We start from the raw sequence: 24,934 nt of genomic DNA, 5'->3' as shown, positions 1-24,934 counted from the left end.
GGTCAGCCGCTACTTCTTGGCCTTGCCGGTGGGCTCGTCGGTGGACAGCGCGGCGACGAAGGCCTCCTGGGGCACCTCGACCCGGCCGACCATCTTCATCCGCTTCTTGCCCTCCTTCTGCTTCTCCAGCAGCTTGCGCTTGCGGCTGATGTCACCGCCGTAGCACTTGGCCAGCACGTCCTTGCGCATCGCCCGGATGGTCTCGCGGGCGATCACCCGGGAGCCGATGGCGGCCTGGATCGGCACCTCGAACTGCTGGCGCGGGATCAGCTCGCGCAGCTTGGTCGCCATCCGGGTGCCGTAGCCGTAGGCGGAGTCCTTGTGCACGATCGCGCTGAAGGCGTCGACCGCCTCGCCCTGCAGCAGGATGTCGACCTTGACCAGGTCGGCCTGCTGCTCGCCGGACTCCTCGTAGTCCAGCGAGGCGTAGCCGCGGGTGCGCGACTTCAGCGAGTCGAAGAAGTCGAAGATGATCTCACCGAGCGGGATGGTGTAGCGCAGCTCCACCCGCTCCTCGGACAGGTAGTCCATCCCGCCGAGCTGCCCGCGCTTGGACTGGCACAGCTCCATGATCGTGCCGATGTAGTCGCTCGGGGCGATGATCGTGCACTTGGTGACCGGCTCGTGCACCTCCGCGATCTTGCCCACCGGCCAGTCCGAGGGGTTGGTGACCTGGAGCTCGGTGCCGTCGTCCTGCACCACCCGGTAGACGACGTTGGGCGCGGTGGAGATCAGGTCCAGGCCGAACTCGCGCTCCAGCCGGTCGCGGGTGATCTCCAGGTGCAGCAGGCCCAGGAACCCGCAGCGGAAGCCGAAGCCCAGCGCCGCGGAGGTCTCCGGCTCGTAGGTCAGCGCGGCGTCGTTGAGCTGGAGCTTGTCCAGCGCCTCGCGCAGCTCCGGGTAGTCCGAGCCGTCCACCGGGTACAGGCCGGAGTAGACCATCGGCTGCGGCTCGCGGAAGCCCGCCAGCGCCTCGGTGGCGCCCTTGCGCTCGGCGGTGACGGTGTCGCCGACCTTGGACTGGCGGACGTCCTTCACCCCGGTGATGAGGTAGCCCACCTCGCCGACGCCCAGGCCGGTGCTCGGCTTGGGCTCGGGGGAGATGATGCCCACCTCCAGCAGCTCGTGGGTGGCGCCGGTGGACATCATCTTGATCCGCTCGCGCGGGTTGATCGACCCGTCCACCACCCGGATGTAGGTCACCACGCCGCGGTAGGTGTCGTAGACCGAGTCGAAGATCATCGCGCGGGCGGGCGCGTCGGCCCGGCCGACCGGGGCGGGCACCTGCCCGACGACCTGGTCGAGCAGCTCGCGCACCCCGACCCCGGTCTTGGCCGAGACCCGCAGCACGTCGGCGGGCTCGCAGCCGATGATGTGGGAGATCTCCGCGGCGTACTTGTCCGGGTCGGCCGCGGGCAGGTCGATCTTGTTGAGCACCGGGATGATGTGCAGGTCGCGGTCGAGGGCCATGTACAGGTTGGCCAGCGTCTGCGCCTCGATCCCCTGCGCGGCGTCGACCAGCAGGATCGCGCCCTCGCACGCGTCGAGCGCCCGGGAGACCTCGTAGGTGAAGTCCACGTGCCCGGGGGTGTCGATCATGTGCAGGACGTGGTCGACCCCGTCGACGGCCCACGGCAGGCGCACGTTCTGCGCCTTGATGGTGATGCCCCGCTCGCGCTCGATGTCCATCCGGTCGAGGTACTGCGCGCGCATCGCCCGCTCCTCGACGACCCCGGTGATCTGCAGCATCCGGTCGGCCAGGGTCGACTTGCCGTGGTCGATGTGGGCGATGATGCAGAAGTTCCGGATCCGCTCCGGGTCGGTGAAGGTCGTGTCGGCGAATGTGGCCACGTGAGGTCCTCGCATGCTTCGGGGTCCCCCCATGGTCCCATGCCGGGTCCCGGGCCCCTCACGCCAGCCGGGTCACCTCCACCGAGACCTCGATCGCGGCCGCCTTGCCGCCGCTGTAGGTGCCCTTGAGCGGGGACACGTCGGCGTAGTCGCGGCCGGTCGCGACCCAGATGTGGCGGGGGCTGATCTCGATGTCGTTGGTCGGGTCGAAGCCCCACCAGCCGCCGGTCCAGGCCTCCACCCAGGCGTGCGACTCCCCGCGCACGGTCTCCCCCACCTTGCCGTCGGCCTTGGTGTGCAGGTAGCCCGACACGTACCGCGACGGGATGCCCACCGCGCGCAGCATCGCCAGGGTCAGGTGCGCGTAGTCCTGGCACACGCCCTCGCGGGCCTGCCAGGCGTCGGCGGCGGAGCTGTGCACGCCGGTGGTGCCGCGCTTGTAGGTGAGCCGGTCGTGCACCAGCTTCGAGACCGCCAGCACCGCCTCGTGCGGCTTGAGCCCCTTGCGGGTGTCGCGGGCCAACTGGCCCAGCTCCTTGTGCCGGGGGACGTAGCGGGTCCACTCCAGGTACTCGCCGTAGCGGTCGAGCACCGCCTCCGAGCGCAGGTCGGCCCAGCTCGCGCCGTCGACCGGCTTGACCGTCTCGCCGGTCTCGACCACCGAGGACGCCACGATCTTCAGCTCGGTGTGCGGGGCGTGCAGGTCGAACGAGGTGACCTCGGTGCCCCAGTAGTCGGTGTAGCGGAACGACCGGGTGGGCGGGGTGGTCTCGATGCGGGTGACCACCAGGTTCTGCCACCGGTCGCTGCGCGGGGTGAGCCGCGCCTCGTTGTAGGACTGCACCACCGGTGCCTGGTAGCGGTAGCCGGTCGTGTGCACCACCCGCAGCCGCCACGTGCCGGTGCCGTTCGAGCCCGTGGGCTCCACCGGGGCGGGCTGCGCCTGCTGCGACTGCTGCGCCTGCGTCACAGGCTCACCTCCGCGTTCGTCCAGGCGACCCAGGGTACGGAGTGGAAGTACTGCTGCGACACCGCCTCGCCCACCTCCCGCACGCACTCCTGCAACCCCACCAGCCGCTCGGTCAGGTTCTCCAGCAGCTCGTCCGGGCGCAGGAACTCCAGGTCGGAGCGGGCCTTGCCGAGCAGCCGGATGGCCTCGGCCTTGGCCCCGAACCGGGTCGTGGGCTGGTGGTCGAGGTGCTCCAGGCAGCGCTCGGCCTGGCTCAGGGCGTGGAACACCGACCGCGGGAACAGCCGGTCGAGCAGCAGGAACTGCACCACCCGCCGGGCGTCGAGGGCACCCCGGTAGGTGCGCAGGTAGGTGTCGTGCGCGCCCGCCGAGCGCAGCACCGTGACCCACCCCGGCGACGAGGGCTTGTCGCCCACCCGCGACATCAGCAGCCGCACGATCATGTCGACCCGCTCCACCGACCGGCCCAGCACCAGGAACCGCCAGCCGTCGTCGCGGGACATGGTGGAGTCGGCCAGGCCCGCGAACATCGCCGCCCGCTCCTCGACGAAGGCGAAGAACGAGTGCGGGCCGGTGCGCCGGGACGCCTTCTGCCGCTCGGGCATCGCGTTCCACATCGCGTTGATGCACTCCCACAGCTCCGTCGAGACCACCTCGCGGGCCACCCGGGTGTTCTCCCGGGCGCTGGAGATGGACGAGACGATCGAGCCGGAGTGCTCCCGGGAGAACGCCACCAGGTCGGTCAGCCCCTGCATGCCCAGCGCGGTGCCCTCCGGCGGGGTCATGCCCAGCACGGCCAGCAGCTGGCGGCTGGTGGCGTCGGCGTCGACCGTGGCGTCCTCGAGCAGGTGGTGCACGGACACGTCGAGGATGCGCGCGGTGTCGTCGGCGCGTTCGACGTAGCGGCCGATCCAGTACAGGGACTCAGCGTTCCGTGCGAGCATCCACGCCCTCCTGCCACGTACCGGGTGAAGCGGTCCAGACCCCTGTTTAGCCGCTGGTCATTGCGCCCACGTTAAGTGATCACTGCTGTTGCTGCTGGGCGGAGGTCAGCTCCGGGCCCCGCTCGGGGGCGAACTCGTCGAGCAGGGTGGTCCCGGCCAGGCCGGACCCGCTCAGCTCCGCGTCCGCTGTGGACGAGCGGGCGGCCAGCACCCAGGTGTCCTTCGACCCGCCGCCCTGCGAGGAGTTGACCACCAGCGACCCCTCCGGGATCGCCACCCTGGTCAGCCCCCCGGGCAGCACGAACACCGACTTGCCGTCGTTGACCGCGAACGGCCGCAGGTCGACGTGGCGGGGCTTGAGCCGCTGCCCGACCTTGGTCGGGACGGTGGACAGCTGCACGACCGGCTGGGCGATCCAGCCGCGCGGGTGCGCCTTGACCCGCTTGGCCAGGGCGTTGAGCTCCTTGGCGGTGGAGTTGGGGCCGAAGACGATGCCGTAGCCGCCCGAGCCCTCCACCGGCTTGACCACCAGCTCGTGGATGCGGTCCATGATCTGCTCCTGCTCGGCGGGCAGCCACGCGCGCAGCGTGTCCACATTGGCCAGCAGCGGGGCCTCGCCGAGGTAGTACTCCAGGATCTCGGGCAGGTAGGTGTAGACGAGCTTGTCGTCCCCGACGCCGTTGCCCACCGCGTTGGCGATGACGACGTTGCCCGCCCGGGCGGCGTTGAGGATGCCCGCCACCCCCAGCACCGAGTCGGGGCGGAACTGCACCGGGTCGAGGAAGTCGTCGTCGATGCGCCGGTAGATCACGTCGACCTGCTGCTCACCCTCGGTGGTGCGCATGAAGATGGCGTTGTCGCGGCAGAACAGGTCGCGCCCCTCCACCAGCTCCACGCCCATCTGGCGGGCCAGCAGCGAGTGCTCGAAGTAGGCCGAGTTGTGCACCCCGGGGGTCAGCACCACGACGTTGGGGTCGGCGACGTTGGCCGCCGCCGCGGCCCGCAGCGCCCGCAGCAGGTGCACGGCGTAGTCGCCCACCGCGCGCACCCGGTGCTTGGCGAACAGGTCCGGGAACACCCGGGCCATGGTGCGCCGGTTCTCCATCACGTAGGACACCCCGGAGGGGTTGCGCAGGTTGTCCTCCAGCACCCGGAAGGTGCCCTCCTCGTCGCGCACCACGTCGATGCCGGAGACGTGGATGCGCACCCCGTTGGGCGGAAGGATGCCCGCGGCGGACCGGTGGAAGTGCTCGCAGGAGGTGATCAGCCTGCGCGGCAGCACCCCGTCGCGGACGATCTGCTGGTCGCCGTAGATGTCGGCGAGGAACGCCTCCAGCGCCCTGACCCGCTGGACGATGCCCTTCTCCAGCTTCGCCCACTCGGCCGCGGTGATCACCCGGGGCACCAGGTCGAGCGGGAACGGCCGCTCCTGCCCGGACAGCGAGAAGGTGATGCCCTGGTCCACCAGGGCCCGGTCCAGCGCCTCCGAGCGCGCGGTCAGGTCGCCGGGGGCGGAGGCGGCCAGCTGCTCGTGCAGCCTGCGGTAGGCCTGGCGCACCGAGGCGTCCTGGGCGAACATCTCGTCGTAGGCCCCGGCGTGCGGCCTGCGGGGGTCGAGGTAGCCCTCGAACAACCCCCCGAGGTCCGGGCCGGTGTCCCTGGCCGCGCGCTTGGGCTTGGCGACTGCGGTCGATCGCTCCATGCGGGCATCTTCACCCACCCGGGCGCCCCCGCGCAGCACCGGCGCAGCGGATCGGGGTCCCGGATGCATGTGATGTGCACGGACCGGATGGGGGTTGCGCGGTGACGATCGAGGAGTTCGTGGACACCGGGGGCCGCGCGCTGCCGCGCTTCGCCACCGCCCTGACCTGCGACCCGCACCTGGCGGAGGACGTCGTGCAGGAGGTGCTGCTGCGCGCGGCGCCCCGCTGGGGGCGCATCACCGCGGGCGGGCCGCCGGAGCCCTACCTGCGCAGGATGGTGGTCAACGAGTACCTGGGCCTGCGCAGGCGCCGCGCCTTCCACGACGTCCCCGCCAGCCCCGCGGACCTGACCGGCCTGGCCCGCCCCACCGAGGACCCGGACTACGGCGAGCGCGAGGAGATGCTCGCCCGCATCCGGGCCCTGCCGCCCAAGCAGCGGGCGGTGCTGGCCCTGCGCTACTACGCCGGCCTGGCCGACGGCGACATCGCCGACGTCCTCGGCTGCCGCGCGAGCACCGTCCGCGCCCACGCCTCCCGCGCCATCGCCGCCCTGCGCGCGGACGAGTTCGCCAAGACCGGCGGGAACCCGTGACACCCCCGCACGCCGACAGGAGGGACGTCGTGGTCGACGACCTGATCAAGGCCGCGTTCGAGCACGAGGCCGACCGGGCCCCCGGCACCGAGCGCATCCGAGCGGCCCTCGCGGCCCCCCGCCGCCGCTCCCCCGCCCGGTGGCTGCTCCCGGTGGCAGCCGCGGCGGTGACCGCGGCGCTGGTGGTCGGCACGCAGTTCACCCAGTCCGACCCGACGCCCCCGGTCGCGGCCACCACCACGCCCGTCGACCTGGGCCGCCCCGCCCCGCAGCGGGTCTCCGTGCCCCTGCCCGCGCGACCCGCCGCCCTCCCGGATGGCTTCGTCGAGGTCCGCCGCACGGTCGTCACGCAGTTCGGCGACACCGCTTGGATCAGGTACTTCGAGCGCGGCGACCAGGGGATCACCGTCCAGGGCGGCTCCCTGCCCAGGACGGCCGTGCTGCGAACGCCCCTCTCCGGCGACGTCTACCCAGGTGACGACCAAGGCAGCGTCGTCTACGAGGACCCGGCGTCCCCGGAGAAGCCCCGGGTGTCGGTCAGCGGCAACGTCCCCGACAACGTCCCCCTCGCCCAACACCTGGGCGACAGCCTCGCCCCAGACCTCACAGCGGCCTTGACCGTGCCCGTGGAGTTCGGCTACCTGCCCCTGTGGTTCCAGGACCGCGGGTACGCCACCCTCACCGTGGAGGGCTCCGACTGCTCGGCTTCCCTGGCAGCCACCGCACAGGCACCGGGCTCCACCCAACCCACCACCGTCACCGCCGACCTGGCCACCACCCCACCCACGACCCCCGACACCACACCCGCGGTCGTCATCCCGTTGTCCGACGGCCGCACCCTGCGGATCCGCACCAGCGCCCCCCTCGACGACCTCCAGGAGATCGCGGACGCCGTCCGCGTGGCCCCCCGCCCCTCCTGCGACTGGTACGGCCGCTGACAGCCAGGTCAGCGGGGGTCGCGGCGCATGGGGTGGTCGGCGGGGACCTCGACGAGGTGGATGCGGAGGCCGTCGGGGTCGGCGGTCCAGGCCTCCATGAGGCCCCAGGGTTCCAGGCGGGGCTCGCGGTCGACGGGGGCGCCGCGGCCGCGCAGCTCCTCCACGGTGGCGACGAGGTCGCGGACCTGCAACCACAGGGCGGTGCCGGAGTTCTCGCCGGAGCCCTCACCCGAGACCTCCAGGAACCCGCCGCCGAGGAAGAAGACGGTGCCGCCGGGGAACTCGCGGTGCACGGCCAGCCCGAGGACGTCGCGGTAGAAGGCCAGGGAGCGGGCGGGGTCGGTGGGGCGGACCAGGATGCGGCTGCTGAGGTATTCCACCCCGCCGTCATACCCGGGTGGGGCGGCCCGCGCGACCGGGGCTCGTGGCGCGGGACCGTCCGCGCCGGTCGGGGATGGCGCTGGGTGGGGTGGACCATGTCCTAGGGTGCCCAGGCATGACCTCGACCGATGACCCCCGTCCCGCTCGCGGGGCCGTGTGGCAGGTGGCCACCAGCGACCGCCCGGACTCGCTGACCTACTCCCCCGACCCCGACGGCAACGCCGACCCCGGTGAGATCGTCTGGGCCTGGGTGCCCTACGAGGACGACCCCGAGCGCGGCAAGGACCGGCCGCTGCTGGTGGTCGGGCGCGGCGGCGGGACGCTGCGGGCGCTGATGCTGTCCAGCAAGTCCCCGCACCGCAACGAGGTGGAGGACTGGCTGGCGCTGGGCAGCGGCCGGTGGGACCGGGAGGGCCGGGACTCCTGGCTGCGCCTGGACCGGCTGTTCGAGCTGGCCGAGGACGACATCCGGCGCGAGGGCTCGGTGCTCGACGAGGACAAGTTCGACGACGTGGCCGCCGCGCTGCGGGAGCGCTACGGCTGGCGCTGAACGGCGAACAGCGCGTACCCGCAGGAGATCTCGGCCCGGCCGGGGTGCCCGGCGACCCACGCGTCGACCAGCTCGCCGGGGAACTCCAGCCGCAGCACGGCCGCCAGCTCGGCCGGGTCGGCGCACCGCCACGCCGAGAGCACGGCGGTGCGCCGGGCCCCGCGCTCGGCCCACCAGGCGTCGGTGGTGGCGCCGGAGCCCTGCGGCGCCGCCCACGCCGAGACCCGCAGCAGGTCCGCGAACTCGCCGCGGTGCCAGTCGTTGTCGATGACGACGAGGGTGCCGCCCGGGCGCAGCACCCGCAGCACCTCGGCCAAGCCCGCGTCGCACCCCGGCGGGAAGAAGTAGGCGAACCGCGCGTGCACGACGTCCACCGAGGCGTCGGGCAGCGGGATGTGCTCGGCCGACCCGGCCCGCGCGTCGCCGCGGCGGGCGGCGCGCACCAGCAGGTCCGGGTCGGGTTCGACGCCGATGACCTGGGCGGCGTCGGCGTAGCGGGGCAGCCAGGAGCCGGTGCCGCAGCCCAGGTCGAGCAGCACCCGCCCCGCCCAGTCCGCCTCCGCGCGCAGCGCCCGCCACAGCGCGCCGGACGGGTCGATGGCCGCGTTCTCCCGCTCGTAGAGGTCGGGGTCGCCCGCGATGTTGGGCGCGCGCGAGAAGTCCGGGAACACCCCGGCACCGTAGGCCGGTGCCGGGGTGCCGCGCCTGCGGATTACCGCGCGTCCCAGTAGGTCGCCTGCCCGACGAGCGCGGGCCACGGCCCGATGTCGATCTTCACCGAGCTGAGCCCGCCGATGCGGCCGGTGTTGCTCAGCCCGGTCACGCCCGCCCGGTTGCGCAGCGGCAGCAACGCGAACTGCGACAGCGCCCCGCCGCGCCAGAACAGCACCTTGTCCGAGGCGGCGACATCGCCCAGCGAGGTGTACCCGGCGACGTCACCGCTGTCGTTGATCGCCGTGACGCGCAGCGACGGGTTGCCCGAGGGCTTCGCCAGCGGCACCGGTGCCCCACCCGCGGCGGGCCACACCACCGGCGAGTCGAACACCCGCGTGCCCGGCCCGGAGTAGCCCAGCACGTCCCCGCGCGCGTTCAGCGCCCCGCGCCCCTCCACCGGGGATGCGTAGGACGCCCCGGCGGCGGTGGGCAGGAGCCGAGCCGCGGTGCCGTCCCAGACGACGCCGCGCCGCGCCGGGTCGGACGGGTTGTCGCCCAGCGACCCGAGCACCCGGCCCGTGTCGTTGATCGCGTGCACCGCCAGGAACTCGCCGCCCGCGGGGGTGGACAGCACCTGGCACACGCCTGCCGCCGAGCAGCGCACCGGGTGGTCGCGGCCGGTGCCGAACTCGTGCGCCACGGCCGCCACCTCGTGCCGGTTGTTCATGTCGCTGACGGTCAGCACGGCGTCGCCCAGCTCAGGCACGGTCAGGTCCACGGCGGGCGAACCCGGTGTCCACAGGGCGAACCGGGCCCCGGGGCCGCGCGAGATGAGCGCGGTGCCGTCGTTGGCGAGGAAGCGGACTGTGCTGTCGGGCTCGGGGAAGGTGGCCGCCACGCCGCCGTCGCGGCGCCAGGTCTGCGCACGGGACTGGGCGGTGGCGGGGTCCCAGGCGTAGCCGTAGGGCGCCCCCTGGTCGCTGAGCCCGAGCGCGTCGCCGTTCTTCGACGGGCTCGCGATCGCCTTCTCCCGCCCGTCGACCCACAGCGCGGTGCCGCCGTTGGTGGCGAACAGCAGGCTGCCGTCCGCGGCGACGTCGATCACCCGGCTGACGGGCGCGAACACCGCCGATCCCGGCACGGTGGGGCTCGCGGTGGCCGCGTCGGCGGTCACCGGGAGCAGGAGTGCGACCAGTGGCAGCGCGGTGAGCACGGCCGCGCCGACGGCCCGCCTGGATCTCAACATGACCGGATAATGTCATTATCCCGGGTGCGGCCACATCCCCCGAACAGACCTGCGCGCGCTGCGACCTCGCCCGCCGGGCCGCGCTTGCGGACGCCTCCGGAAAAGTGATATCACTTTGCTAGAAGAACGCTTCACCTGAAGGGGGAGACATGACCGGGGAACTGGAAGCTCCGACGATGCCCGCACCGCACGTCCGCGAGCGCGTCGCGTTCGGGGTGGCCGGGATGCCGATGGTCGGCGTCAGCTTCGTGGGGGTGGTGGCGGGCGCGGCGCTGGTCATCGCGGGCCTGTCCGGGGCGGTGCGCGGCGCGGGGCAGGCCGCCGCGATCGTCGCCGGGCTCCTGGTGGTGCTCGCCGCGCTGTTCAGCGCCGCCGGGCTCACGATGGTCAACCCTGGCGAGGCCCGCGTCCTGCAGTTCCTGGGCCGCTACACCGGCACCGTGCGCCTCGACGGCCTGCGCTGGGTCAACCCGCTGACCACCCGGCGGCGCATCTCCACCAGGATCCGCAACCACGAGACCGCCGTCATGAAGGTCAACGACGCCGACGGCAACCCCATCGAGATCGCCGCCGTGGTCGTCTGGCAGGTGCAGGACACCGCGCGGGCGGTGTTCGAGGTGGACGACTTCATGGACTTCGTCGCCGCGCAGACCGAGACCGCGGTGCGCCACATCGCCACCACCTACCCCTACGACTCCCACTCCGACGGCTTCTCCCTGCGCGACAACGCCGAGGAGATCACCCACAAGCTCTCCGCGGAGGTCACCGCCCGCGTGGAGGCGGCGGGCGTGGGCGTCATCGAGTCCCGCATCACCCACCTCGCCTACGCCCCGGAGATCGCGGGCGCCATGCTGCGCAGGCAGCAGGCGGGCGCGGTGGTCGCGGCCAGGGCGCGGATCGTCGAGGGCGCGGTGGGCATGGTCGAATCGGCCCTCGACCGGCTCGCCGCCCGCGAGGTGGTCGAGCTGGACGAGGAGCGCAAGGCGGCCATGGTCTCCAACCTGCTCGTCGTCCTGTGCTCCGACCGCGACGCCAGCCCGGTCGTCAACACCGGTTCGCTGTACCACTGACCTGGTGACACCACTGACCCGGTGACACCACTGACCCGGTGACCCCGCCCGGCCACCGGGCCGCACCGACCCGTCCGCCGCAGGGCAGCCGCGCCTGCCCGCCCGCAGCAGGAGGGACGACCCCGACCCCCCATGGCAGAACGCAAGAAGGTCCTGCTCCGCCTCGACCCCGCCGTGCACGACGCGGTGGCCCGGTGGGCGAACGACGAGCTGCGCAGCACCAACGCGCAGATCGAGTTCCTGCTCCGCCGGGCGCTGGCCGAGGCGGGCAGGCTGCCCTCGGGCACCGGTGAGCTGCCCCGCCGCGGCCGCCCGCCCCGGGACCCGCCGGTGCCGGAGGGCGGCTGAGCGGCTGCTAGGCTGGCCCCTCGACGCGCCAGTGCGGCACTCCGCCCTGGAGGAGAACCCGCTTCGAGCGGGGCCACACCAGCACGGCGCGCCACCCCGGATCGCACACTGAGGAGAGCCGCCATGGCCAACATCAAGTCCCAGCAGAAGCGCATCAAGACCAACGAGAAGGCGCGCCTGCGCAACAAGTCGGTCAAGTCCTCGGTGAAGACCGCCATCCGCAAGTTCCGCGAGGCCGCCGAGGCGGGCGACGCCGCCAAGGCCCAGGAGCTGCTCAAGGCCGCCAGCCGCGCCCTGGACAAGGCCGCGGGCAAGGGCGTCATCCACGCCAACCAGGCCGCCAACAAGAAGTCGGCCATGGCCCAGCGCGCCAACAAGATCGACGGCTGATCCCCAGCCCCGCCGAGGCCCCGTCCACCCCAGGGTGGCCGGGGCCTCGGCCGTTCCCGGGCTGTTCGCCTGCTCGGTGAGGCCTGGTCCGCGTGTCCGTTGGGCGGCCGGGCCCGGCCTCGCGCAGACTCGGCGGCATGGACCCCAAGCCGCCGTCGGCCGCGCGCACGTCGCTGTCGCACATCATGACCTCGCTCGACACGAACCTGCTGGGCACCGTGCACGGCGGCGTGGTGATGAAGCTGGTCGACGACGTGGCGGGGGCGGTCGCCCAGCGGCACTCGGGCGGGCCCGCGGTGACGGCGGCCATGGACGGGATGACCTTCCTGCACCCGGTCCGGGTCGGGGACCTCGTGCACGCCCACGCCCAGGTCAACTGGGCGGGCCGCTCCTCGATGGAGGTCGGCGTCCGGGTCGTGGCCGAGCCCTGGGACCAGGCGGGCGTCGAACCCCTCCGGGTCGCCACCGCCTACCTGGTCTTCGTCGCCGTCGACGCCGAGGGCACGCCGCGCGAGGTCCCGCCGCTGCTCCTGGAGACCCCCGAGGACGAACGCCGCCACCGCGAAGCGGGCATCCGCCGCCACCACCGGCTCACCCGCCGCGACGAGATCCTGGCCAGCCGCACCAGCTGACCCCCGCGCCGCTCGGGTTCCGCCCTGCCGGGGACGTGGGTCAGCGGTCGGAGCGGTGCGCGGCGGTGATGCGCAGGACGGCGCGCTCCAGGGCGTAGCCGGGGTCGGCCGCGACGCCCTTGACGTCGGCGTTGACCTCGGCGACCACCCGCATGGCCTGGCCGAGCGCGTTCGGCTTCCAGCCGCGGGCCTGCGTGAGCGCCTTCTTGACCTTCCACGCGGGCATGCCCAGCTCGCCCGCCAGGCGGAACGGGTCGGCGCGGCCCGCACCGGCGACGCGCGCCACCGTGCGCACCGCGTCGGCCAGGGCGTCGGCCACCAGCACGTGCGGCACACCCGTCTGCATGGCCCAGCGCAGGGCCTCCAGCGCCCCGGCGGTGTCGCCGGTGACCGCCTTCTCCGCCACGGCGAACCCGGTCACGTCCGCGCGCCCCCGGTGGTAGCGGCGGACGGCGTCCTCGGTGACCGCGCCCGCGGTGTCGGCCACCAACTGCGCCGCCGCGGCGGCCAGCTCGCGCAGGTCCGAGCCGACCGAGTCGATCAGGGCGGCCACCGCCGCCGGGTCGGTCTTGCCGCCCGCCTGCCGGATCTCGTTGCGCACGAACGACTCGCGCTCGCTGGCCTTGGTTAGCCTCGGGCACTCGGTGACGGTGGCGCCCGCCTTCTTCATGGCGGCGACCACGTCCTTGCCCGCCTTGCGCCCGCCGCCGTTGTGCACCACCACGAGCACGATGCCCTCGGCGGGCTGCTTGGTGTAGGAGATCACCAGCGCCGCGACGTCCTGGGTGGCCTCGTGCGCGTTGTCGAGCACGATCACCCGGCCCTCGGCGAACAGCGACGGGCTCACCAGCTCGGCCAGCTCGGGGGCTGTGAGTTCGGACACCCGCGTCCTGGTCAGGTCGGCCGACGGGTCGGCCAGCCGGGCCTGCTCCAGCGCGCCCCGCACCGCGCGCTCGACCAGCAACTCCTCTTCGCCGAGCACGAGTTGCAGCGGCGCCGGGGTGACCGAGGGTGAGCTCACCCCGGCAATCCTGCCACGCCCGGACGCGCGGGAGCGCCGCACGACCACCCGCCCCACCTCTCGGCATCTGGAAGCCGGGTTGGCACATTGCCCGTTCGTTGCCGTAGCGTTGCTGTCGCGCCGGGGGCCTCCCCGCCGCACCAGAATGACCCCACAACCGAATACCGCTCATCCAGAGGGGCAGAGGGAACGGCCCGTTGAAGCCCCGGCAACCGGCACCCGACCAGCACCGCGACGCGCGGCTGGGAGGGACACGGTGCCAATTCCGACCCGCTGCGCGGGAGAGATGAGGAGACACCTCGATGACATCGACCGTCGACGCCCAGACCGCGACCACCGCAGGCCTCGACCTCGGCCCCGCCCGTGCCCTGTCCTGCCGGGAGTGCGGCCACCAGACCCCCCTCGCCGCCGAGTTCGCCTGTCCGGAGTGCTTCGGCCCGCTGGAGGTCGCCTACGACTTCGGCGCGGTGACCCGCGAGTCGATCGAGGCGGGCCCCAGGTCCATCTGGCGCTACCGCGGCCTGCTGCCGGTGCCCTCGGACGTGCAGGACCACCCCAACACCGACCCGGGCCTGACCCGCCTGGTGAAGGCCGACCGGCTCGCCGCCGCGCTGGGCGTCAAGTCGCTGTGGGTCAAGGACGACACCGGCAACCCCACGCACTCGTTCAAGGACCGCGTGGTGGCCGTGGCGCTCGCCGCCGCCCGCCAGCTCGGCTTCACCGTGCTGGCCTGCCCGTCCACGGGCAACCTCGCCAACGCCGTCGCCGCCGCGGCGGCGCGCGCGGGCTGGGAATCGGTCGTGCTGATCCCCTCCTCCCTGGAGAAGGCCAAGATCCTGACCTCCGCCGTCTACGACGGGGCGCTCATCGCCGTCGACGGCAACTACGACGACGTCAACCGCCTGGCGACCGAGCTGGCCGCCGAGCACGAGGACTGGGCGTTCGTCAACGTCAACGTCCGCCCGTACTACGCCGAGGGCTCGAAGACCCTGGGCTACGAGGTCGCCGAGCAGCTCGGCTGGCGCCTGCCCGACCAGGTGGTCGTGCCGATCGCCTCCGGCTCGCAGCTGACCAAGGTGGACAAGGCCTTCCGCGAGCTGGGCGAGCTGGGCCTGGTCGAGGCCACGCCCTACCGGGTCTTCGGCGCGCAGGCCACCGGCTGCTCCCCGGTGTCAGCGGCGTACAAGTCCGGTCACGACGTGGTGCAGCCGGTCAAGCCGGACACCATCGCCCGCTCGCTGGCGATCGGCGCCCCCGCCGACGGCCCGTACGTGCTCGACGCGGTCCGCCGCACCGGCGGTGCCATCGAGGACGTCACCGACGCCGAGGTCGTCGAGGGCATCCGCCTGCTGGCCCGCACCGAAGGCATCTTCGCCGAGACCGCCGGTGGCGTCACCGTGGCCACGGCCAAGAAGCTCATCGAGGCCGGGAAGATCGACCCCGACGCCGAGACCGTCCTGCTGATCACCGGCGACGGCCTCAAGACCCTCGACGCCGTGCAGGACCACATCGGCCCCCGCGCGACGATCAAGCCCTCGGCCGCCGCCGTCAACGAGGTCCTCGGCTTCTGACCCCGCCCCCGGCCGGTGCCTGGTGTTCCACGGCGGACACCAGGCACCGGCCGACGCGCGTCCGGGGCCCGCACCGCGCCCGGCTCACCCCGGCGGTGACCGCTCACCTCCCCGTCTGACCACGGCGGGCTGCCCACCATCGGGGACCACCGCGCTGTCGCCGTCCCGGTCGGTGCGCACCACCAGCGCCCGCATCCGCGCCAGCACGTCCAGCGTCCGCGGGCTCGGGTGCCCGTACCGGTTGTCCGCCCCGACGCTGACCAGGGCCACCCGCGCCCCGACCGCGGCCAGGAACTCCGGCGAGGTGTAGCCGGACCCGTGGTGCGGCACCTTGATGATGTCCGCCGCCAGGTCCGTGCCCGAGGTCAGCAGGTCGGCCTGGGCGTCGAGCTCCACGTCCCCGGTGAGCAGCACCCGCCCCGCCGCGGTCTCGGCGCGCAGCACCACAGACCGGTTGTTGATCTCCGTTCCCTCCGGTTCCGGTCCGCTCTCCCCCTGTTCCGGTGCCAGCACCTCGATCGCGAGCCCAGGCCAGGTCAGCCGCTGCCCCGGGCTCAACCGCAGCAGGGGCACCCCGGCGCGCCCCGCCTCCTCCTGCACCTGCTCCCACGCCCACGCGGGCGCGCGGCCCGCCCCGACGCCGATCCCGCCGACGGACCGCCCGGCCAGCACACCGGCCAGCCCGCCGACGTGGTCGGCGTGCAGGTGCGACAGCACCAGCAGCGGGACGCGGTCGACCCCGAGCCGGTCGAGGCAGGCGTCCACGGGCGCGGACTCCGGCCCGGTGTCGACCAGCACCGCCCGCCCGGGCACCCCGGTGGCCAGGACGATCGCGTCGCCCTGCCCCACCCCGCACGCCACGACCGCCCACCCGTCCGGCGGCCAGCCCGGGGCGAGCACCCGCACCGGCACCAGGACGAGCAGCACCGCCACGAGCCCGATCGCGACGACCTGCCCCCACCCGCGCAGGGCCACCGCCAGCACGACGAGCACGCCGACGGCCAACGCCCCGCCCGACCACCCGGTCGGCCACGCGATCGACGCCCAGGGCACGTCCGCGGCCCACCGGGCGACCCGGATCAGCCAGTCGACCTCCGGCCCGGCCAGCCGCACGCACGCCTCGGCCGCCCACCCCCACACCGGCGCGAGCACCGCGGCCAGCACGCCGAGCACGGTCACCGGGGCGACCACCGGCGCGGCGACCAGGTTGGCCACGACGGCGACCAGGCTGATCTGCCCGTTCATCCCGGCCACCACCGGCGCGGTCGCCAGGTGCGCGGCCGCGGGGACGGCGAGCGCCTCGGCCACCAACCGGGGGACGCGGGCCCGGGTCATCCGCTCCACCCACCGCGGCACCAGCAGCACGAGCGCCGCGGTGGCCAGGACGGACAACGCGAACCCCGGCGCCACGGCCAGCCCGGGATCGACCACGACCAGCAGCAGCACCGTCGCGGCCAACGCGGGCACCGCCGACCGCTCCCGGCCCAGGGCCAGGGCGAGCAGGCCCACCGCGCCCATCACCCCGGCCCGCAGCACGCTGGGCTCGGGGCCGACCAGCACGACGAACCCGACCAGGGCCACCCCGGCACCGACCGCCGAGCCGCGCGGCCCGCACTGGGCCAGCCGCAGCAGGGACAGCACGGCGACGCACACGATGGCGAGGTTGGCCCCGCTGACGGCCAGCAGGTGCGACATGCCCGCCACCCGGAACTGGTCCTCGACGACCTCCGAGAGCGCGTCGGTGTCGCCGTCGACCAGCGCGGGCAGCAACCCGGCGGCGTCCGGGTCGAGCACCCCCGCGACCTCCCGCAGCCCGTTCCGCAGGTCCCTGGCCACCACTTGGTGCCCAGGCGGGTCCCCCACCGAGACGGGCGGCCCCCGCACGCGCAGCACGGCCACGGTCAGGGTGCCCGGCTCGGCGGGCGCCAGCGTCCCGCGCGCCCGAACCGGTTGCCCGGGCAGCACTTCCGACCACCCCGCCACCGGCGCCAGGACGAGCACCCGGGAGTCCCCCACGGTGTCCGCGGGGATGACCACCGAGCGCACCCCGGTGGGAGTGGCGCCGAACCCCGCCGAGCGCACCGGCCGAGGCCGTTCAGCGACGACCAGGTCGAACTCCCGGGTGCCTTGCTTGCCCGCCTCAGCGCGCAACGGGTCCGCGGCAGCGGAGTGGATCGCCGTCGTCACGGGCCACACGGCCAGCACCCCCGCGACGACCAACGGCCACACCCGCAGGCCCCGGCGCAGCAGGAACATCCCCAGCAGCACCGCGACCGAGCCGATCAGCAGTCCCAGCGCCCAGTGCAGGAGCAACCCCGCCAGGGCCGCCGCCCAGACGACCAAGGCCCCGGGGACCAACCGCCAGTCGTGCGCCACCGGCTCCAGGTCGTCGTCCTGCGCGGCCAGCACCGTCCTCACGGGACGACCACCAGTTCGCGCAGCGACTCGAACCGCGCTGGCCCGATGCCATCCACCTCCTGCAACTGGGCGACGGAGGAGAAACGGCCGTGCCGCTCGCGCCAGTCGAGGATGCGCTGGGCCGTCACCGCCCCCACCCCGGGCAGCTCGTCGAGCTGGGCCACCGTCGCGGAGTTCAGGTCGACCGGCCCCGCGGTCCCCGCCGCGGCGGGCCCCGGGACGGCGAGCTGCGGCAGCCCCACCCGCACCTGTTCGCCGTCGACCAGCGGCCGGGCCAGGTTGAGCGTCGACAGGTCCGCGTCCGACGTGGCACCACCGGCCGCGGTCAGGGCGTCGCGCACCCGCGATCCCGAGGGCAGCGAGCGGACCCCGGGCGCCTGCACCTTGCCCACCACGTCGACCACGACCTCCGCGGGACGCGCGCTGGTCGGCGCCCGGCTCGTCTCCACGGTGGCGGCGGCCAGGTCGGGCGCGGCCTCCGGCGCGGGTGGGCCGGACAGCAGCAGGTAGGCGACGATGGCGAGCACCGCCACGACGCCGACCACCAGGGCGATCGGGACGCGCCGGGGCCCGGCGCGGCGCAGGAGGTCGGCGGCGGGGTGGTCCCGCCACCAGCGGGGGCGGCGTTCGCGGTCCGGTGGCGTCGTCGGGTCGGTCTCGTAGGGCTCGCCGTCGTCCGCGGGCTTGCTGTCCCAGGGCCGTTCGACGAGCTTGCCCAACCGGGCGAGGGCTCGGTCGACGTGGGCTGTGCGGGTGCTGGTTCCGTCCATGGCACCGAAGGTAGGACGGGCACAAGGGCGGATCGAGGGCGTCGCGTCCGCTGTGGATGGATTCGGACCCTGTGGACAACTTCGGTCGAATCAGCCAGCGGGCACGGGAAAGTGTCAGTGGGCCGTGCGATCCTGCCCGGTTCGGGCTACAGCTTGCCCGGGCAGACGACCACGCCGACAACACCTGGTCCGGTGTGCGCGCCGATCACCGCGCCCAGCTCGGAGACGACGCACCCGGACGCCTGCGGCACGAGCTCGTCGAGCCGGGTCGCCAGCTCCGCCGCGCGGTCGGCGGCGGCGAGGTGGTGCACCGCCAGCTCCACCGGCCGGTCCCCCGCGGCCGCCACGGCCAGCTCGACCAGCCTGGTCATCGCCCTGCTCGTGGTGCGCACCTTCTCCAGCGGCACGATCCGGCCGTCGTGCACGTGCAGCACCGGCTTGACCGCCAGCGCCGTCCCCAGCAGCGCCTGCGCCGCGCCGATGCGCCCACCCCGGCGCAGGTGCTCCAGGGTCTCCACCACGAAGAAGCTGCGGGTGTTCTCCGCCGCGTCCACCGCCGCGGCCTCGACCTCGGCCCCCTCGGCGCCCGTCGCCGCCACCGCCGCGGCCCGCAGCACGCCGAACCCCAGCCCCATCGCCGTCGTCCGCGAGTCCACCACCCGCACCCGCGAGGGGTCGACCTCCTCGGCGGCGAGCCGCGCCGACTCCCACGTCCCCGACAGCTCGCGCGACAGGTGCACCGACAGCACGCCGTCCACGCCCGCGTCGAGCAGCGAGCGGTACTCGGCGATGAACTCCTCGGGGTTCGGGCGGGAGGTGCTGACGTCCTTGCGGGCGGTCAGCGCCGCGGCGAGTTCGGCCGGACCCAGGTCCACGCCGTCGCGGTGCTCCCGGTCCCCGACCCGCACCGTCAACGGCACCACCCGCACCGAGTGCCGGTCGGCGAAGCCCTCCGGCAGGTACGCGGTCGAGTCGGTGACTACGGCGAACACCACGCCCGCGAGCCTAGTTGGCGCCCAGCCGGGAACCTACGACGTGCGGTTCGTGCGCGGGTCGAGCAGCGGGCCCACCACTTCCGCGAGTGCTTTCCCCGCGAGCGCGTGCCCGTCCCACCCCCAGTGCAGGCCGTCGACGTTGCCGTGACCGCCCAGCACGTGCTCCCCGACGACCTCCGCGATGTCGAGCACCGCGACGCCCGTGTCCGCCGCCCAGTGCGAGATGGCCGCCACCGCCGCAGGACGAGCGGTGTGCACGTACCCGTACGCCTCGGCCCTGTGCACGCCCGGTAGTACCACCACCGCGGGTAGTTCCGGGCGCAGTGCGCGTACCGCCTCCACTGTCTGATCCAGGTAGTGCACGCTCGCCGCTACCGGCAACGCGGTGGGCCAACCACGCGTAAGCCGCGCTAGGTGCGGCTGCGCCGCGAGGTAGGTAGCACGCACCCTCCGGCGCAGACTGTCCCGGCGGATGTAGCGGATGCCCTGCCGCAGATAGGTGGGCAACGGTGAGGGCAGGGTGTCCATCCCCCCTACCGCGAGCACCAGGACGTCCGCGACGGGCAACTGCGCCCACACGCGCGGGTCACCGGTCAACGACCAGTAGGCGTCCCGCGCGGTCCAGCCGAACCCCGCGAACAGCTCCGCGTGGCCACCCACCGCCGCGGCGGCCACGTTCGGCCACAGCCGGGGGTCGTCCGCGGGCCGCGGCCCCTCCGGTCCGTGGAAGCACAGCGAGTCGCCGAACATCACGAAGGTCGGGGCCATGGTGCTCAGCTGGTCGTGCCCGCGTTGTAGGCGACCAGCCGCCAGGTCGGACCGCTGGTCTCGCGGCGGGCGAGCACCGTCCAGTGGCAGTTGCCGATGCCGCCGAGCTGCCACCAGTTCTCCACCGGCAACCCCAGCATCCGGCCGGTCAGGGCGGTGATCAGCCCGCCGTGCGCGCACAGCAGCGCGGTCTCGTCGTCGCCGTCGTCGAGGTCGGCGACAACCTCGATGGCCCGGGCGGCGACCTCGACCCGCGACTCCCCGCCGGGCGGGGCCCAGGTCGCGTCGGTCTGCCAGCGGGCCCGGTCACCGGGGTAGTCGAGGTCGATCTCCTGGCCGGTGTGGCCCTGCCAGCGGCCCAGGTTGGTCTCGCGCAAGCGCTTGTCCAACCGCAGCGGGACGCCGATGGCCTCGGAGAACACCGTCGCGGTGTCGGTGGCGCGGCGCAGGTCGGAGGCCACGATGACGTCCGGGGAGAACCGGGCCAGGCCCGGCACGGCGAACCGCGCCTGGTTCCAGCCGGTCTCGGTCAAGTGGGAGTCGATGTGACCCTGCATCCGGCCGGAGGCGTTGTAGTCGGTCTCCCCGTGCCGCCAGAGCACCACCTTGCGCAGCGTCACTCCTCGCCGTCCCCCTCAGCCGGGGGCAGCGGGTCGAACTCCACCCGCGGGCAGTCCTTCCACAGCCGCTCCAGGCTGTAGAAGGTGCGCTCCTCGGCGTGCTGGACGTGCACGACCACGTCGACGAAGTCGAGCAGCACCCAGCGCCCCTCGCGGGTGCCCTCGCGGCGGACCGGCTTGCTCCCGGCCTCGCGCATCTTCTCCTCGACGCTGTCGACGATCGCGCCGACCTGGCGCTCGTTGCCCGCGGAGGCGATCACGAAGCAGTCGGTGATGACCAGCTGGTCGGACACGTCCAGCACGACCACGTCGGTGGCCTTCTTGTCCGCTGCCGCGGTGGCTGCGACGAGGGCCAGCTCGCGGGACTCGGCTGTGGCGGTCACTGTTCTCCTAGCGCTGGGCGGGTGCACTCGACCTGGTGAGGGTACCCGGGGCCGCCGGGGGCCCGCCGCGATGCACCGGTCAGCGCGCGCTCAGTCACCATCGGCGTACAGGCCGCGCTTGGAGATGTACTGCACGACGCCGTCCGGGACGAGGTACCAGATGGGCTCGCCCTTGGCGACGCGGGCGCGGCAGGCGGTGGAGGAGATGGCCATCGCGGGCACCTCCACCAGCGAGACCGAGCCGGACGGCACGTGCTGGTCACCCAGGGTGTACCCCGGTCGGGTGACCCCGACGAAGTGGGCGAGGGTGAACAGCTCTTCCACCCGGTGCCAGGACAGGATCTGGGCCAGCGCGTCGGCGCCGGTGATGAAGAACAGCTCGGCGTCGGGGTGGCGCTCGCGCAGGTCGCGCAGGGTGTCGACGGTGTAGGTCGCGCCGCCGCGGTCGACGTCGACCCGGCTGACCGAGAAGCGCGGGTTGGACGCGGTGGCCACGACCGTCATCAGGTAGCGGTCCTCGGCGGCGGTCACCGCGTGGGTGGACTTCTGCCAGGGCTGCCCGGTCGGCACGAACACGACCTCGTCCAGCTCGAAGCGGGCCTGCACCTCGCTGGCGGCCACCAGGTGACCGTGGTGGACGGGGTCGAAGGTGCCGCCCATGATGCCCACGCGACGACGCATGCGCGTGAGCCTACGTCCGCTACCACAGATCGTCGCGGCGTGTGGGCGAGGTCTCGCCCGCCTGTGGACAACCCGCACCTGTGGACAACCGGTTGGGTCGTGTGGGCGGGCTGCGGTACCAAGGACCCATGACGAGCACCACAGCAGCCACCGACGCCCTCCGCGAGTCCGCCGAGGAGCGCCTGCGCGCCCTGGCCGGGCCGGGCGCGCGGCTGCGCGACGACCAGTGGACCGCCATCGAGGCGCTGGTGGTCCGCCGCGCGCGGGCGCTGGTCGTGCAGCGCACCGGGTGGGGCAAGTCCGCTGTGTACTTCGTGGCCACCGCCCTGCTGCGCGAGCGCGGCGCGGGCCCGACGGTGATCGTCTCGCCGCTGCTGGCGCTGATGCGCAACCAGGTGGAGGCCGCGGCGCGGGCGGGGGTGCACGCGCGCACGATCAACTCCGCCAACACCGAGGAGTGGACGGCGGTGCAGGACGCCGTCACCGCGGGCGAGGTGGACGTGCTGCTGGTGAGCCCGGAGCGGCTGAACAACCCGGACTTCCGCGACGCCGTGCTGCCCGCGCTCACCGCCTCGGCCGGGATGCTCGTCGTCGACGAGGCGCACTGCGTCTCCGACTGGGGCCACGACTTCCGCCCGGACTACCGGCGGCTGCGGACCCTGCTGACCGAGCTGCCCGAGGGCGTGCCGGTGCTGGCCACCACCGCGACCGCCAACGACCGGGTGGTCCGCGACGTCACCGCGCAGCTGCGGCTCGCGGAGAGCGACGCCCTGGTGCTGCGCGGGCCGCTGGACCGGGAGAGCCTGCGGCTGGCGGTGCTGCGGCTGCCGACGGCGCGGGCGCGGCTGGCCTGGCTCGCTGAGCACCTGGACGGGTTCACCGGGTCGGGGATCATCTACACCCTCACCGTGGCCGCGGCCGAGGAGCTGGCCGCGTTCCTGCGCGAGCGCGGGTACGAGGTGGCCGCCTACACCGGGCGCACCGACACCGCCGCGCGCCAGCAGGCCGAGGAGGACCTGCTGGCCAACCGGGTCAAGGCGCTGGTGGCCACCTCAGCGCTGGGGATGGGCTTCGACAAGCCCGACCTGGGGTTCGTGGTGCACGTCGGCGCCCCGCAGTCGCCCATCTCCTACTACCAGCAGATCGGCCGCGCAGGCCGCGGGGTGGAGTCCGCCGACGTGCTGCTGATGCCGGGCCCCGAGGACAAGGACATCTGGGCCTACTTCGCCTCGCTGGCCTTCCCGCCGGAGCAGGTGGTGCGCGAGGTGCTGGGGGCGCTGGGGTCCGCGGGCCGGGTGCTGTCCACGCAGGCCATCGAGCCGCTGGTCGACCTGGCGCGCGGGCGGCTGGAGATGGTGCTCAAGGTGCTCGACGTCGACGGGGCCGTCCGGCGGGTGCGCGGCGGCTGGGAGGCGACCGGGGCCGCCTGGGAGTACGACGGGGACCGCTACGGGCGCATCGCGGAGGCCAGGGTCGCCGAGCAGCGGGCGATCCTGGAGTACGAGGAGACCAGCGCGTGCCGGATGGAGTTCCTGCTGCGCCAGCTCGACGACCCGCACGCGGCACCGTGCGGGCGGTGCGACAACTGCACGGGCACGCGCTGGGACCCGGCCGTCTCCGACGCCGGGGTGGCGGCGGCGGAGGAGCGGCTGCGGCGCCCCGGCGTGGACATCACGCCGAAGAAGCTCTGGCCCACCGGCATGGCGGCGCTCGACGTGCCGCTGAGCGGGAAGATCAAGCCCGAGCGGGCGGCGGCGACGGGCCGGGCGCTGGGGCGGCTGACCGACATCGGCTGGGGCAACCGGCTGCGGGCCCTCTTCGCGGAGGGGGCGACCTCGGTCCCCGACGACGTGGTGCAGGGCTGCGTGCAGGTGCTCGCGTCCTGGGGCTGGGAGCGGCGGCCGATCGGGGTCGTCACCATCGGCTCGTCGGCGCTGGCGCTCGACCTCGGCGCGAAGATCGCCGCGATCGGCAGGCTGCCCGCCCTCGGCACCGTCGAGCTGGGCGCCCCCGTGGCACCGGGCAACAGCGCGCACCGGGTGTCCCGGCTGTGGGAGTCGCTGTGGGTGCCCGACGAGCTCACCGAACGGCTCGACGGCCTCGGCGGCCCGGTGCTGCTGGTCGACGAGCGGGTCGACAGCGGGTGGACCGTCACCGTGGCGACCTACCTGCTGACCGGTGCGGGTGCGGAGGAGGTGTTGCCGTTCGCCCTTGCCACAACTACATAGCGAGTCAGCCGGACCGGGTGTCCACAGCAGACACGACAGGCTCTCCGCCGGGGCGTCGGGACGCGACGACGACTCAGCGGGGCGGCCCCCGGGCTAGAGCAGCGGCACCAGGTCGTCGGCGTGGACGACCTCGCGGCGGCGGTCCGCGGGGAGGTCCTGGGTCGAGTGCCCGAGCAGCGCGGGCAGCTCGGCGGCGTCGAAGCCGGTGATGCCCCGGGCCACCACGGCCCCGGTGAGGTCGCGCAGCTCCACGACGTCACCGGCGACGAACTCCCCGGTGGTCGCGGTGATGCCCGCGGCGAGCAGCGAGCGGCGGCGGCGCACCACGGCCTGCACCGCGCCGTCGTCGAGGACGAGCGTGCCCTTGGCGTCGGCGGCGTAGCCCAGCCAGAAGCGGCGGGAGGTCAGCCGCCGGGTGCCCGCGGCGAAGGCCGTGCCGACGTCGGCGGCGCCGAGCGCGGACTTGGCCTGGGCGGCGGAGGTCAGCAGCACCGGGACCCCGGCGGCCGAGGCCAGCCGGGCGGCGGCCAGCTTGGACGCCATGCCCCCGGTCCCGAGGCCGGAGGCGCCGGTGCTGCCCGCGCGGACACCGTCCACGTCGGACTCCCCCGCCACCTCGGCGATCTTGCGGGCGCCACCGAGCCGCGGGTCGCCGTCGTAGAGGGCGTCGACGTCGGAGAGCAGCACCAGGGCGTCGGCACCGACCAGGTGGGCCACCAGGGCGGCCAGCCGGTCGTTGTCGCCGAAGCGGATCTCCTCGGTGGCCACGGTGTCGTTCTCGTTGACCACCGGCACCGCGCCCAGGGCCAGCAGCCGGGACAGGGTCCGCTGCGCGTTGCGGTAGTGCGAGCGGCGGACCACGTCGTCAGCGGTCAGCAGCACCTGGCCGACTTGCAGCGAGTAGCGGGCGAAGGAGGCGACGTAGGCGTGCGCCAGGAGGATCTGCCCGACGCTGGCCGCGGCCTGCTGGGTGGCCAGGTCCCGGGGGCGGCGGGCGATCGACAGCGGGGCCAACCCGGCGGCGATGGCGCCCGAGGACACCAGGATCACCTGGCTGCCCGCGGCCAGCCGGGCGGCCAGCGCGTCGACCAGGGTGTCCAGCCGGGCGGGGTCCAGCCCGCCCCCGGCCGTCGTCAGCGAGGACGAGCCGACCTTGACCACGACCAACCGGGCCGCGGCGATGGCCTCCCGGGTCGCGGACGACGCCACC

Annotated in this window: 25 protein-coding genes and 1 riboswitch; of the genes, 9 read left to right on the top strand and 16 right to left on the bottom strand. The window is 73.9% G+C overall.

Annotation, left to right across the window (positions count from 1 at the left end; all coding sequences use genetic code 11):
* Positions 1–9 precede the first annotated feature (9 nt).
* The 4 genes from lepA to BJP25_RS00890 form a co-directional block, all read right to left on the bottom strand.
* On the bottom strand, positions 10–1,851 hold the full coding sequence (gene lepA, locus BJP25_RS00905; protein WP_075972814.1) for a translation elongation factor 4: 1,842 nt from the start codon (positions 1,849–1,851) through the stop codon (positions 10–12).
* A 58-nt stretch (positions 1,852–1,909) separates the two neighbouring features.
* Positions 1,910–2,821, bottom strand: a complete 912-nt coding sequence (locus BJP25_RS00900; protein WP_233157853.1) for a transglutaminase-like domain-containing protein — start codon at positions 2,819–2,821, stop codon at positions 1,910–1,912.
* The gene (locus BJP25_RS00895; protein WP_075972813.1) at positions 2,818–3,765 is read right to left on the bottom strand and encodes an alpha-E domain-containing protein; all 948 of its coding nucleotides are present in this window, start codon (positions 3,763–3,765) and stop codon (positions 2,818–2,820) included. Before BJP25_RS00895 ends, BJP25_RS00900 begins: the two co-directional genes overlap by 4 nt.
* Positions 3,766–3,844: 79 nt before the next feature.
* The gene (locus BJP25_RS00890; protein ID WP_075972812.1) at positions 3,845–5,467 is read right to left on the bottom strand and encodes a circularly permuted type 2 ATP-grasp protein; all 1,623 of its coding nucleotides are present in this window, start codon (positions 5,465–5,467) and stop codon (positions 3,845–3,847) included.
* A 101-nt stretch (positions 5,468–5,568) separates the two neighbouring features.
* On the opposite strand from BJP25_RS00890, the gene BJP25_RS00885 reads away from it, so the two are divergent.
* Both BJP25_RS00885 and BJP25_RS36050 read left to right on the top strand, forming a co-directional pair.
* Positions 5,569–6,060: a SigE family RNA polymerase sigma factor gene (locus BJP25_RS00885; RefSeq protein ID WP_084793575.1), complete on the top strand. Its 492-nt coding sequence runs from the start codon at positions 5,569–5,571 to the stop codon at positions 6,058–6,060.
* A gap of 29 nt (positions 6,061–6,089) precedes the next feature.
* Entirely contained in the window at positions 6,090–6,998 is a 909-nt protein-coding gene (locus tag BJP25_RS36050) for a hypothetical protein (protein ID WP_075972810.1), read from the top strand.
* Positions 6,999–7,006: 8 nt separating this feature from the next.
* Here the strand turns inward: BJP25_RS36050 and BJP25_RS00875 are convergent, their stop codons facing one another.
* Entirely contained in the window at positions 7,007–7,378 is a 372-nt protein-coding gene (locus tag BJP25_RS00875) for a VOC family protein (protein ID WP_075972809.1), read from the bottom strand.
* 116 nt (positions 7,379–7,494) lie between these two features.
* On the opposite strand from BJP25_RS00875, the gene BJP25_RS00870 reads away from it, so the two are divergent.
* A complete protein-coding gene (locus tag BJP25_RS00870; RefSeq protein ID WP_075972808.1) occupies positions 7,495–7,929 on the top strand; it encodes a type II toxin-antitoxin system PemK/MazF family toxin in 435 nt (144 codons plus the stop codon).
* Here the strand turns inward: BJP25_RS00870 and BJP25_RS00865 are convergent.
* Together BJP25_RS00865 and BJP25_RS00860 are read right to left on the bottom strand one after the other, a co-directional pair.
* A complete protein-coding gene (locus BJP25_RS00865; protein ID WP_075972807.1) occupies positions 7,914–8,600 on the bottom strand; it encodes a class I SAM-dependent methyltransferase in 687 nt (228 codons plus the stop codon). The two genes, BJP25_RS00870 and BJP25_RS00865, sit on opposite strands and share 16 nt — an antisense overlap.
* Before the next feature lie 41 nt (positions 8,601–8,641).
* Positions 8,642–9,829, bottom strand: coding sequence for a hypothetical protein (locus BJP25_RS00860; RefSeq protein ID WP_143218810.1), 1,188 nt, complete (start codon positions 9,827–9,829; stop codon positions 8,642–8,644).
* A gap of 149 nt (positions 9,830–9,978) precedes the next feature.
* Between BJP25_RS00860 and BJP25_RS00855 the strand changes: the two genes are divergently transcribed.
* The 4 genes from BJP25_RS00855 to BJP25_RS00840 all read left to right on the top strand — a co-directional run bounded on the left by BJP25_RS00855 (position 9,979) and on the right by BJP25_RS00840 (position 12,269).
* Complete coding sequence (locus BJP25_RS00855; RefSeq protein WP_075972805.1) at positions 9,979–10,899, top strand: SPFH domain-containing protein; 921 nt, start codon at positions 9,979–9,981, stop codon at positions 10,897–10,899.
* Positions 10,900–11,031: 132 nt separating this feature from the next.
* Positions 11,032–11,247 (top strand): hypothetical protein, encoded by a 216-nt coding sequence (locus tag BJP25_RS00850; RefSeq protein WP_075972804.1) that lies wholly within the window; start codon positions 11,032–11,034, stop codon positions 11,245–11,247.
* Between the two features lie 123 nt (positions 11,248–11,370).
* The gene (gene rpsT / locus BJP25_RS00845) at positions 11,371–11,637 is read left to right on the top strand and encodes a 30S ribosomal protein S20 (protein WP_075972803.1); all 267 of its coding nucleotides are present in this window, start codon (positions 11,371–11,373) and stop codon (positions 11,635–11,637) included.
* Positions 11,638–11,774: 137 nt separating this feature from the next.
* On the top strand, positions 11,775–12,269 hold the full coding sequence (locus BJP25_RS00840; protein WP_075972802.1) for an acyl-CoA thioesterase: 495 nt from the start codon (positions 11,775–11,777) through the stop codon (positions 12,267–12,269).
* A 40-nt stretch (positions 12,270–12,309) separates the two neighbouring features.
* Here BJP25_RS00840 and holA read toward each other — a convergent pair whose 3' ends face one another.
* A complete protein-coding gene (gene holA / locus BJP25_RS00835; protein ID WP_075972801.1) occupies positions 12,310–13,290 on the bottom strand; it encodes a DNA polymerase III subunit delta in 981 nt (326 codons plus the stop codon).
* A gap of 165 nt (positions 13,291–13,455) precedes the next feature.
* Positions 13,456–13,583: riboswitch (SAM riboswitch) on the top strand.
* Between the two features lie 9 nt (positions 13,584–13,592).
* Here holA and thrC point away from each other — a divergent pair.
* The gene (gene thrC, locus BJP25_RS00830) at positions 13,593–14,861 is read left to right on the top strand and encodes a threonine synthase (protein ID WP_075972800.1); all 1,269 of its coding nucleotides are present in this window, start codon (positions 13,593–13,595) and stop codon (positions 14,859–14,861) included.
* Between the two features lie 84 nt (positions 14,862–14,945).
* Here the strand turns inward: thrC and BJP25_RS00825 are convergent, their stop codons facing one another.
* The 7 genes from BJP25_RS00825 to nadD form a co-directional block, all read right to left on the bottom strand.
* Positions 14,946–17,279 (bottom strand): ComEC/Rec2 family competence protein, encoded by a 2,334-nt coding sequence (locus tag BJP25_RS00825; protein WP_075972799.1) that lies wholly within the window; start codon positions 17,277–17,279, stop codon positions 14,946–14,948.
* Entirely contained in the window at positions 17,276–18,049 is a 774-nt protein-coding gene (locus tag BJP25_RS00820; RefSeq protein ID WP_084793574.1) for a ComEA family DNA-binding protein, read from the bottom strand. The genes BJP25_RS00825 and BJP25_RS00820 overlap by 4 nt, the downstream gene beginning before the upstream one ends.
* 146 nt (positions 18,050–18,195) lie before the next feature.
* Positions 18,196–19,044: a DegV family protein gene (locus tag BJP25_RS00815; RefSeq protein WP_075972798.1), complete on the bottom strand. Its 849-nt coding sequence runs from the start codon at positions 19,042–19,044 to the stop codon at positions 18,196–18,198.
* Between the two features lie 33 nt (positions 19,045–19,077).
* Positions 19,078–19,812, bottom strand: coding sequence for a diglucosylglycerate octanoyltransferase (gene octT / locus BJP25_RS00810; protein WP_075972797.1), 735 nt, complete (start codon positions 19,810–19,812; stop codon positions 19,078–19,080).
* Positions 19,813–19,817: 5 nt separating this feature from the next.
* A complete protein-coding gene (locus tag BJP25_RS00805) occupies positions 19,818–20,432 on the bottom strand; it encodes a histidine phosphatase family protein (RefSeq protein ID WP_075972796.1) in 615 nt (204 codons plus the stop codon).
* The gene (rsfS, locus tag BJP25_RS00800) at positions 20,429–20,815 is read right to left on the bottom strand and encodes a ribosome silencing factor (RefSeq protein ID WP_075972795.1); all 387 of its coding nucleotides are present in this window, start codon (positions 20,813–20,815) and stop codon (positions 20,429–20,431) included. Before rsfS ends, BJP25_RS00805 begins: the two co-directional genes overlap by 4 nt.
* A gap of 90 nt (positions 20,816–20,905) precedes the next feature.
* Positions 20,906–21,496, bottom strand: a complete 591-nt coding sequence (nadD, locus tag BJP25_RS00795; protein WP_075972794.1) for a nicotinate-nucleotide adenylyltransferase — start codon at positions 21,494–21,496, stop codon at positions 20,906–20,908.
* A 128-nt stretch (positions 21,497–21,624) separates the two neighbouring features.
* Between nadD and BJP25_RS00790 the strand changes: the two genes are divergently transcribed.
* Positions 21,625–23,724 carry a RecQ family ATP-dependent DNA helicase gene (locus BJP25_RS00790; protein WP_075972793.1) on the top strand — a complete coding sequence of 700 codons (2,100 nt, stop codon included), beginning with the start codon at positions 21,625–21,627 and terminating at the stop codon, positions 23,722–23,724.
* A gap of 93 nt (positions 23,725–23,817) precedes the next feature.
* Here BJP25_RS00790 and proB read toward each other — a convergent pair whose 3' ends face one another.
* The gene (proB, locus tag BJP25_RS00785; protein ID WP_075972935.1) at positions 23,818–24,933 is read right to left on the bottom strand and encodes a glutamate 5-kinase; all 1,116 of its coding nucleotides are present in this window, start codon (positions 24,931–24,933) and stop codon (positions 23,818–23,820) included.
* Between the last annotated feature and the right edge of the window lies 1 nt (position 24,934).

Source organism: Actinokineospora bangkokensis (genome assembly GCF_001940455.1).
Classification (GTDB): Bacteria; Actinomycetota; Actinomycetes; order Mycobacteriales; family Pseudonocardiaceae; genus Actinokineospora; species Actinokineospora bangkokensis.
Note: the sequence above shows the minus strand (reverse complement) of the source record. Positions and strands in the feature narration are given on the sequence as shown.

Excerpts from the sequence above, each read along its gene's own strand:
- BJP25_RS00895 (WP_075972813.1), bottom strand. The coding sequence starts at position 3,765 with ATGCTCGCACGGAACGCTGAGTCCCTGTACTGGATCGGCCGCTACGTC.
- BJP25_RS00890 (WP_075972812.1), bottom strand. The coding sequence starts at position 5,467 with ATGGAGCGATCGACCGCAGTCGCCAAGCCCAAGCGCGCGGCCAGGGAC.
- BJP25_RS00870 (WP_075972808.1), top strand. The coding sequence starts at position 7,495 with ATGACCTCGACCGATGACCCCCGTCCCGCTCGCGGGGCCGTGTGGCAG.
- BJP25_RS00860 (WP_143218810.1), bottom strand. The coding sequence starts at position 9,829 with ATGTTGAGATCCAGGCGGGCCGTCGGCGCGGCCGTGCTCACCGCGCTG.
- BJP25_RS00855 (WP_075972805.1), top strand. The coding sequence starts at position 9,979 with ATGACCGGGGAACTGGAAGCTCCGACGATGCCCGCACCGCACGTCCGC.
- BJP25_RS00850 (WP_075972804.1), top strand. The coding sequence starts at position 11,032 with ATGGCAGAACGCAAGAAGGTCCTGCTCCGCCTCGACCCCGCCGTGCAC.
- rpsT (WP_075972803.1), top strand. The coding sequence starts at position 11,371 with ATGGCCAACATCAAGTCCCAGCAGAAGCGCATCAAGACCAACGAGAAG.
- BJP25_RS00840 (WP_075972802.1), top strand. The coding sequence starts at position 11,775 with ATGGACCCCAAGCCGCCGTCGGCCGCGCGCACGTCGCTGTCGCACATC.
- thrC (WP_075972800.1), top strand. The coding sequence starts at position 13,593 with ATGACATCGACCGTCGACGCCCAGACCGCGACCACCGCAGGCCTCGAC.
- BJP25_RS00820 (WP_084793574.1), bottom strand. The coding sequence starts at position 18,049 with ATGGACGGAACCAGCACCCGCACAGCCCACGTCGACCGAGCCCTCGCC.
- octT (WP_075972797.1), bottom strand. The coding sequence starts at position 19,812 with ATGGCCCCGACCTTCGTGATGTTCGGCGACTCGCTGTGCTTCCACGGA.
- nadD (WP_075972794.1), bottom strand. The coding sequence starts at position 21,496 with ATGCGTCGTCGCGTGGGCATCATGGGCGGCACCTTCGACCCCGTCCAC.
- BJP25_RS00790 (WP_075972793.1), top strand. The coding sequence starts at position 21,625 with ATGACGAGCACCACAGCAGCCACCGACGCCCTCCGCGAGTCCGCCGAG.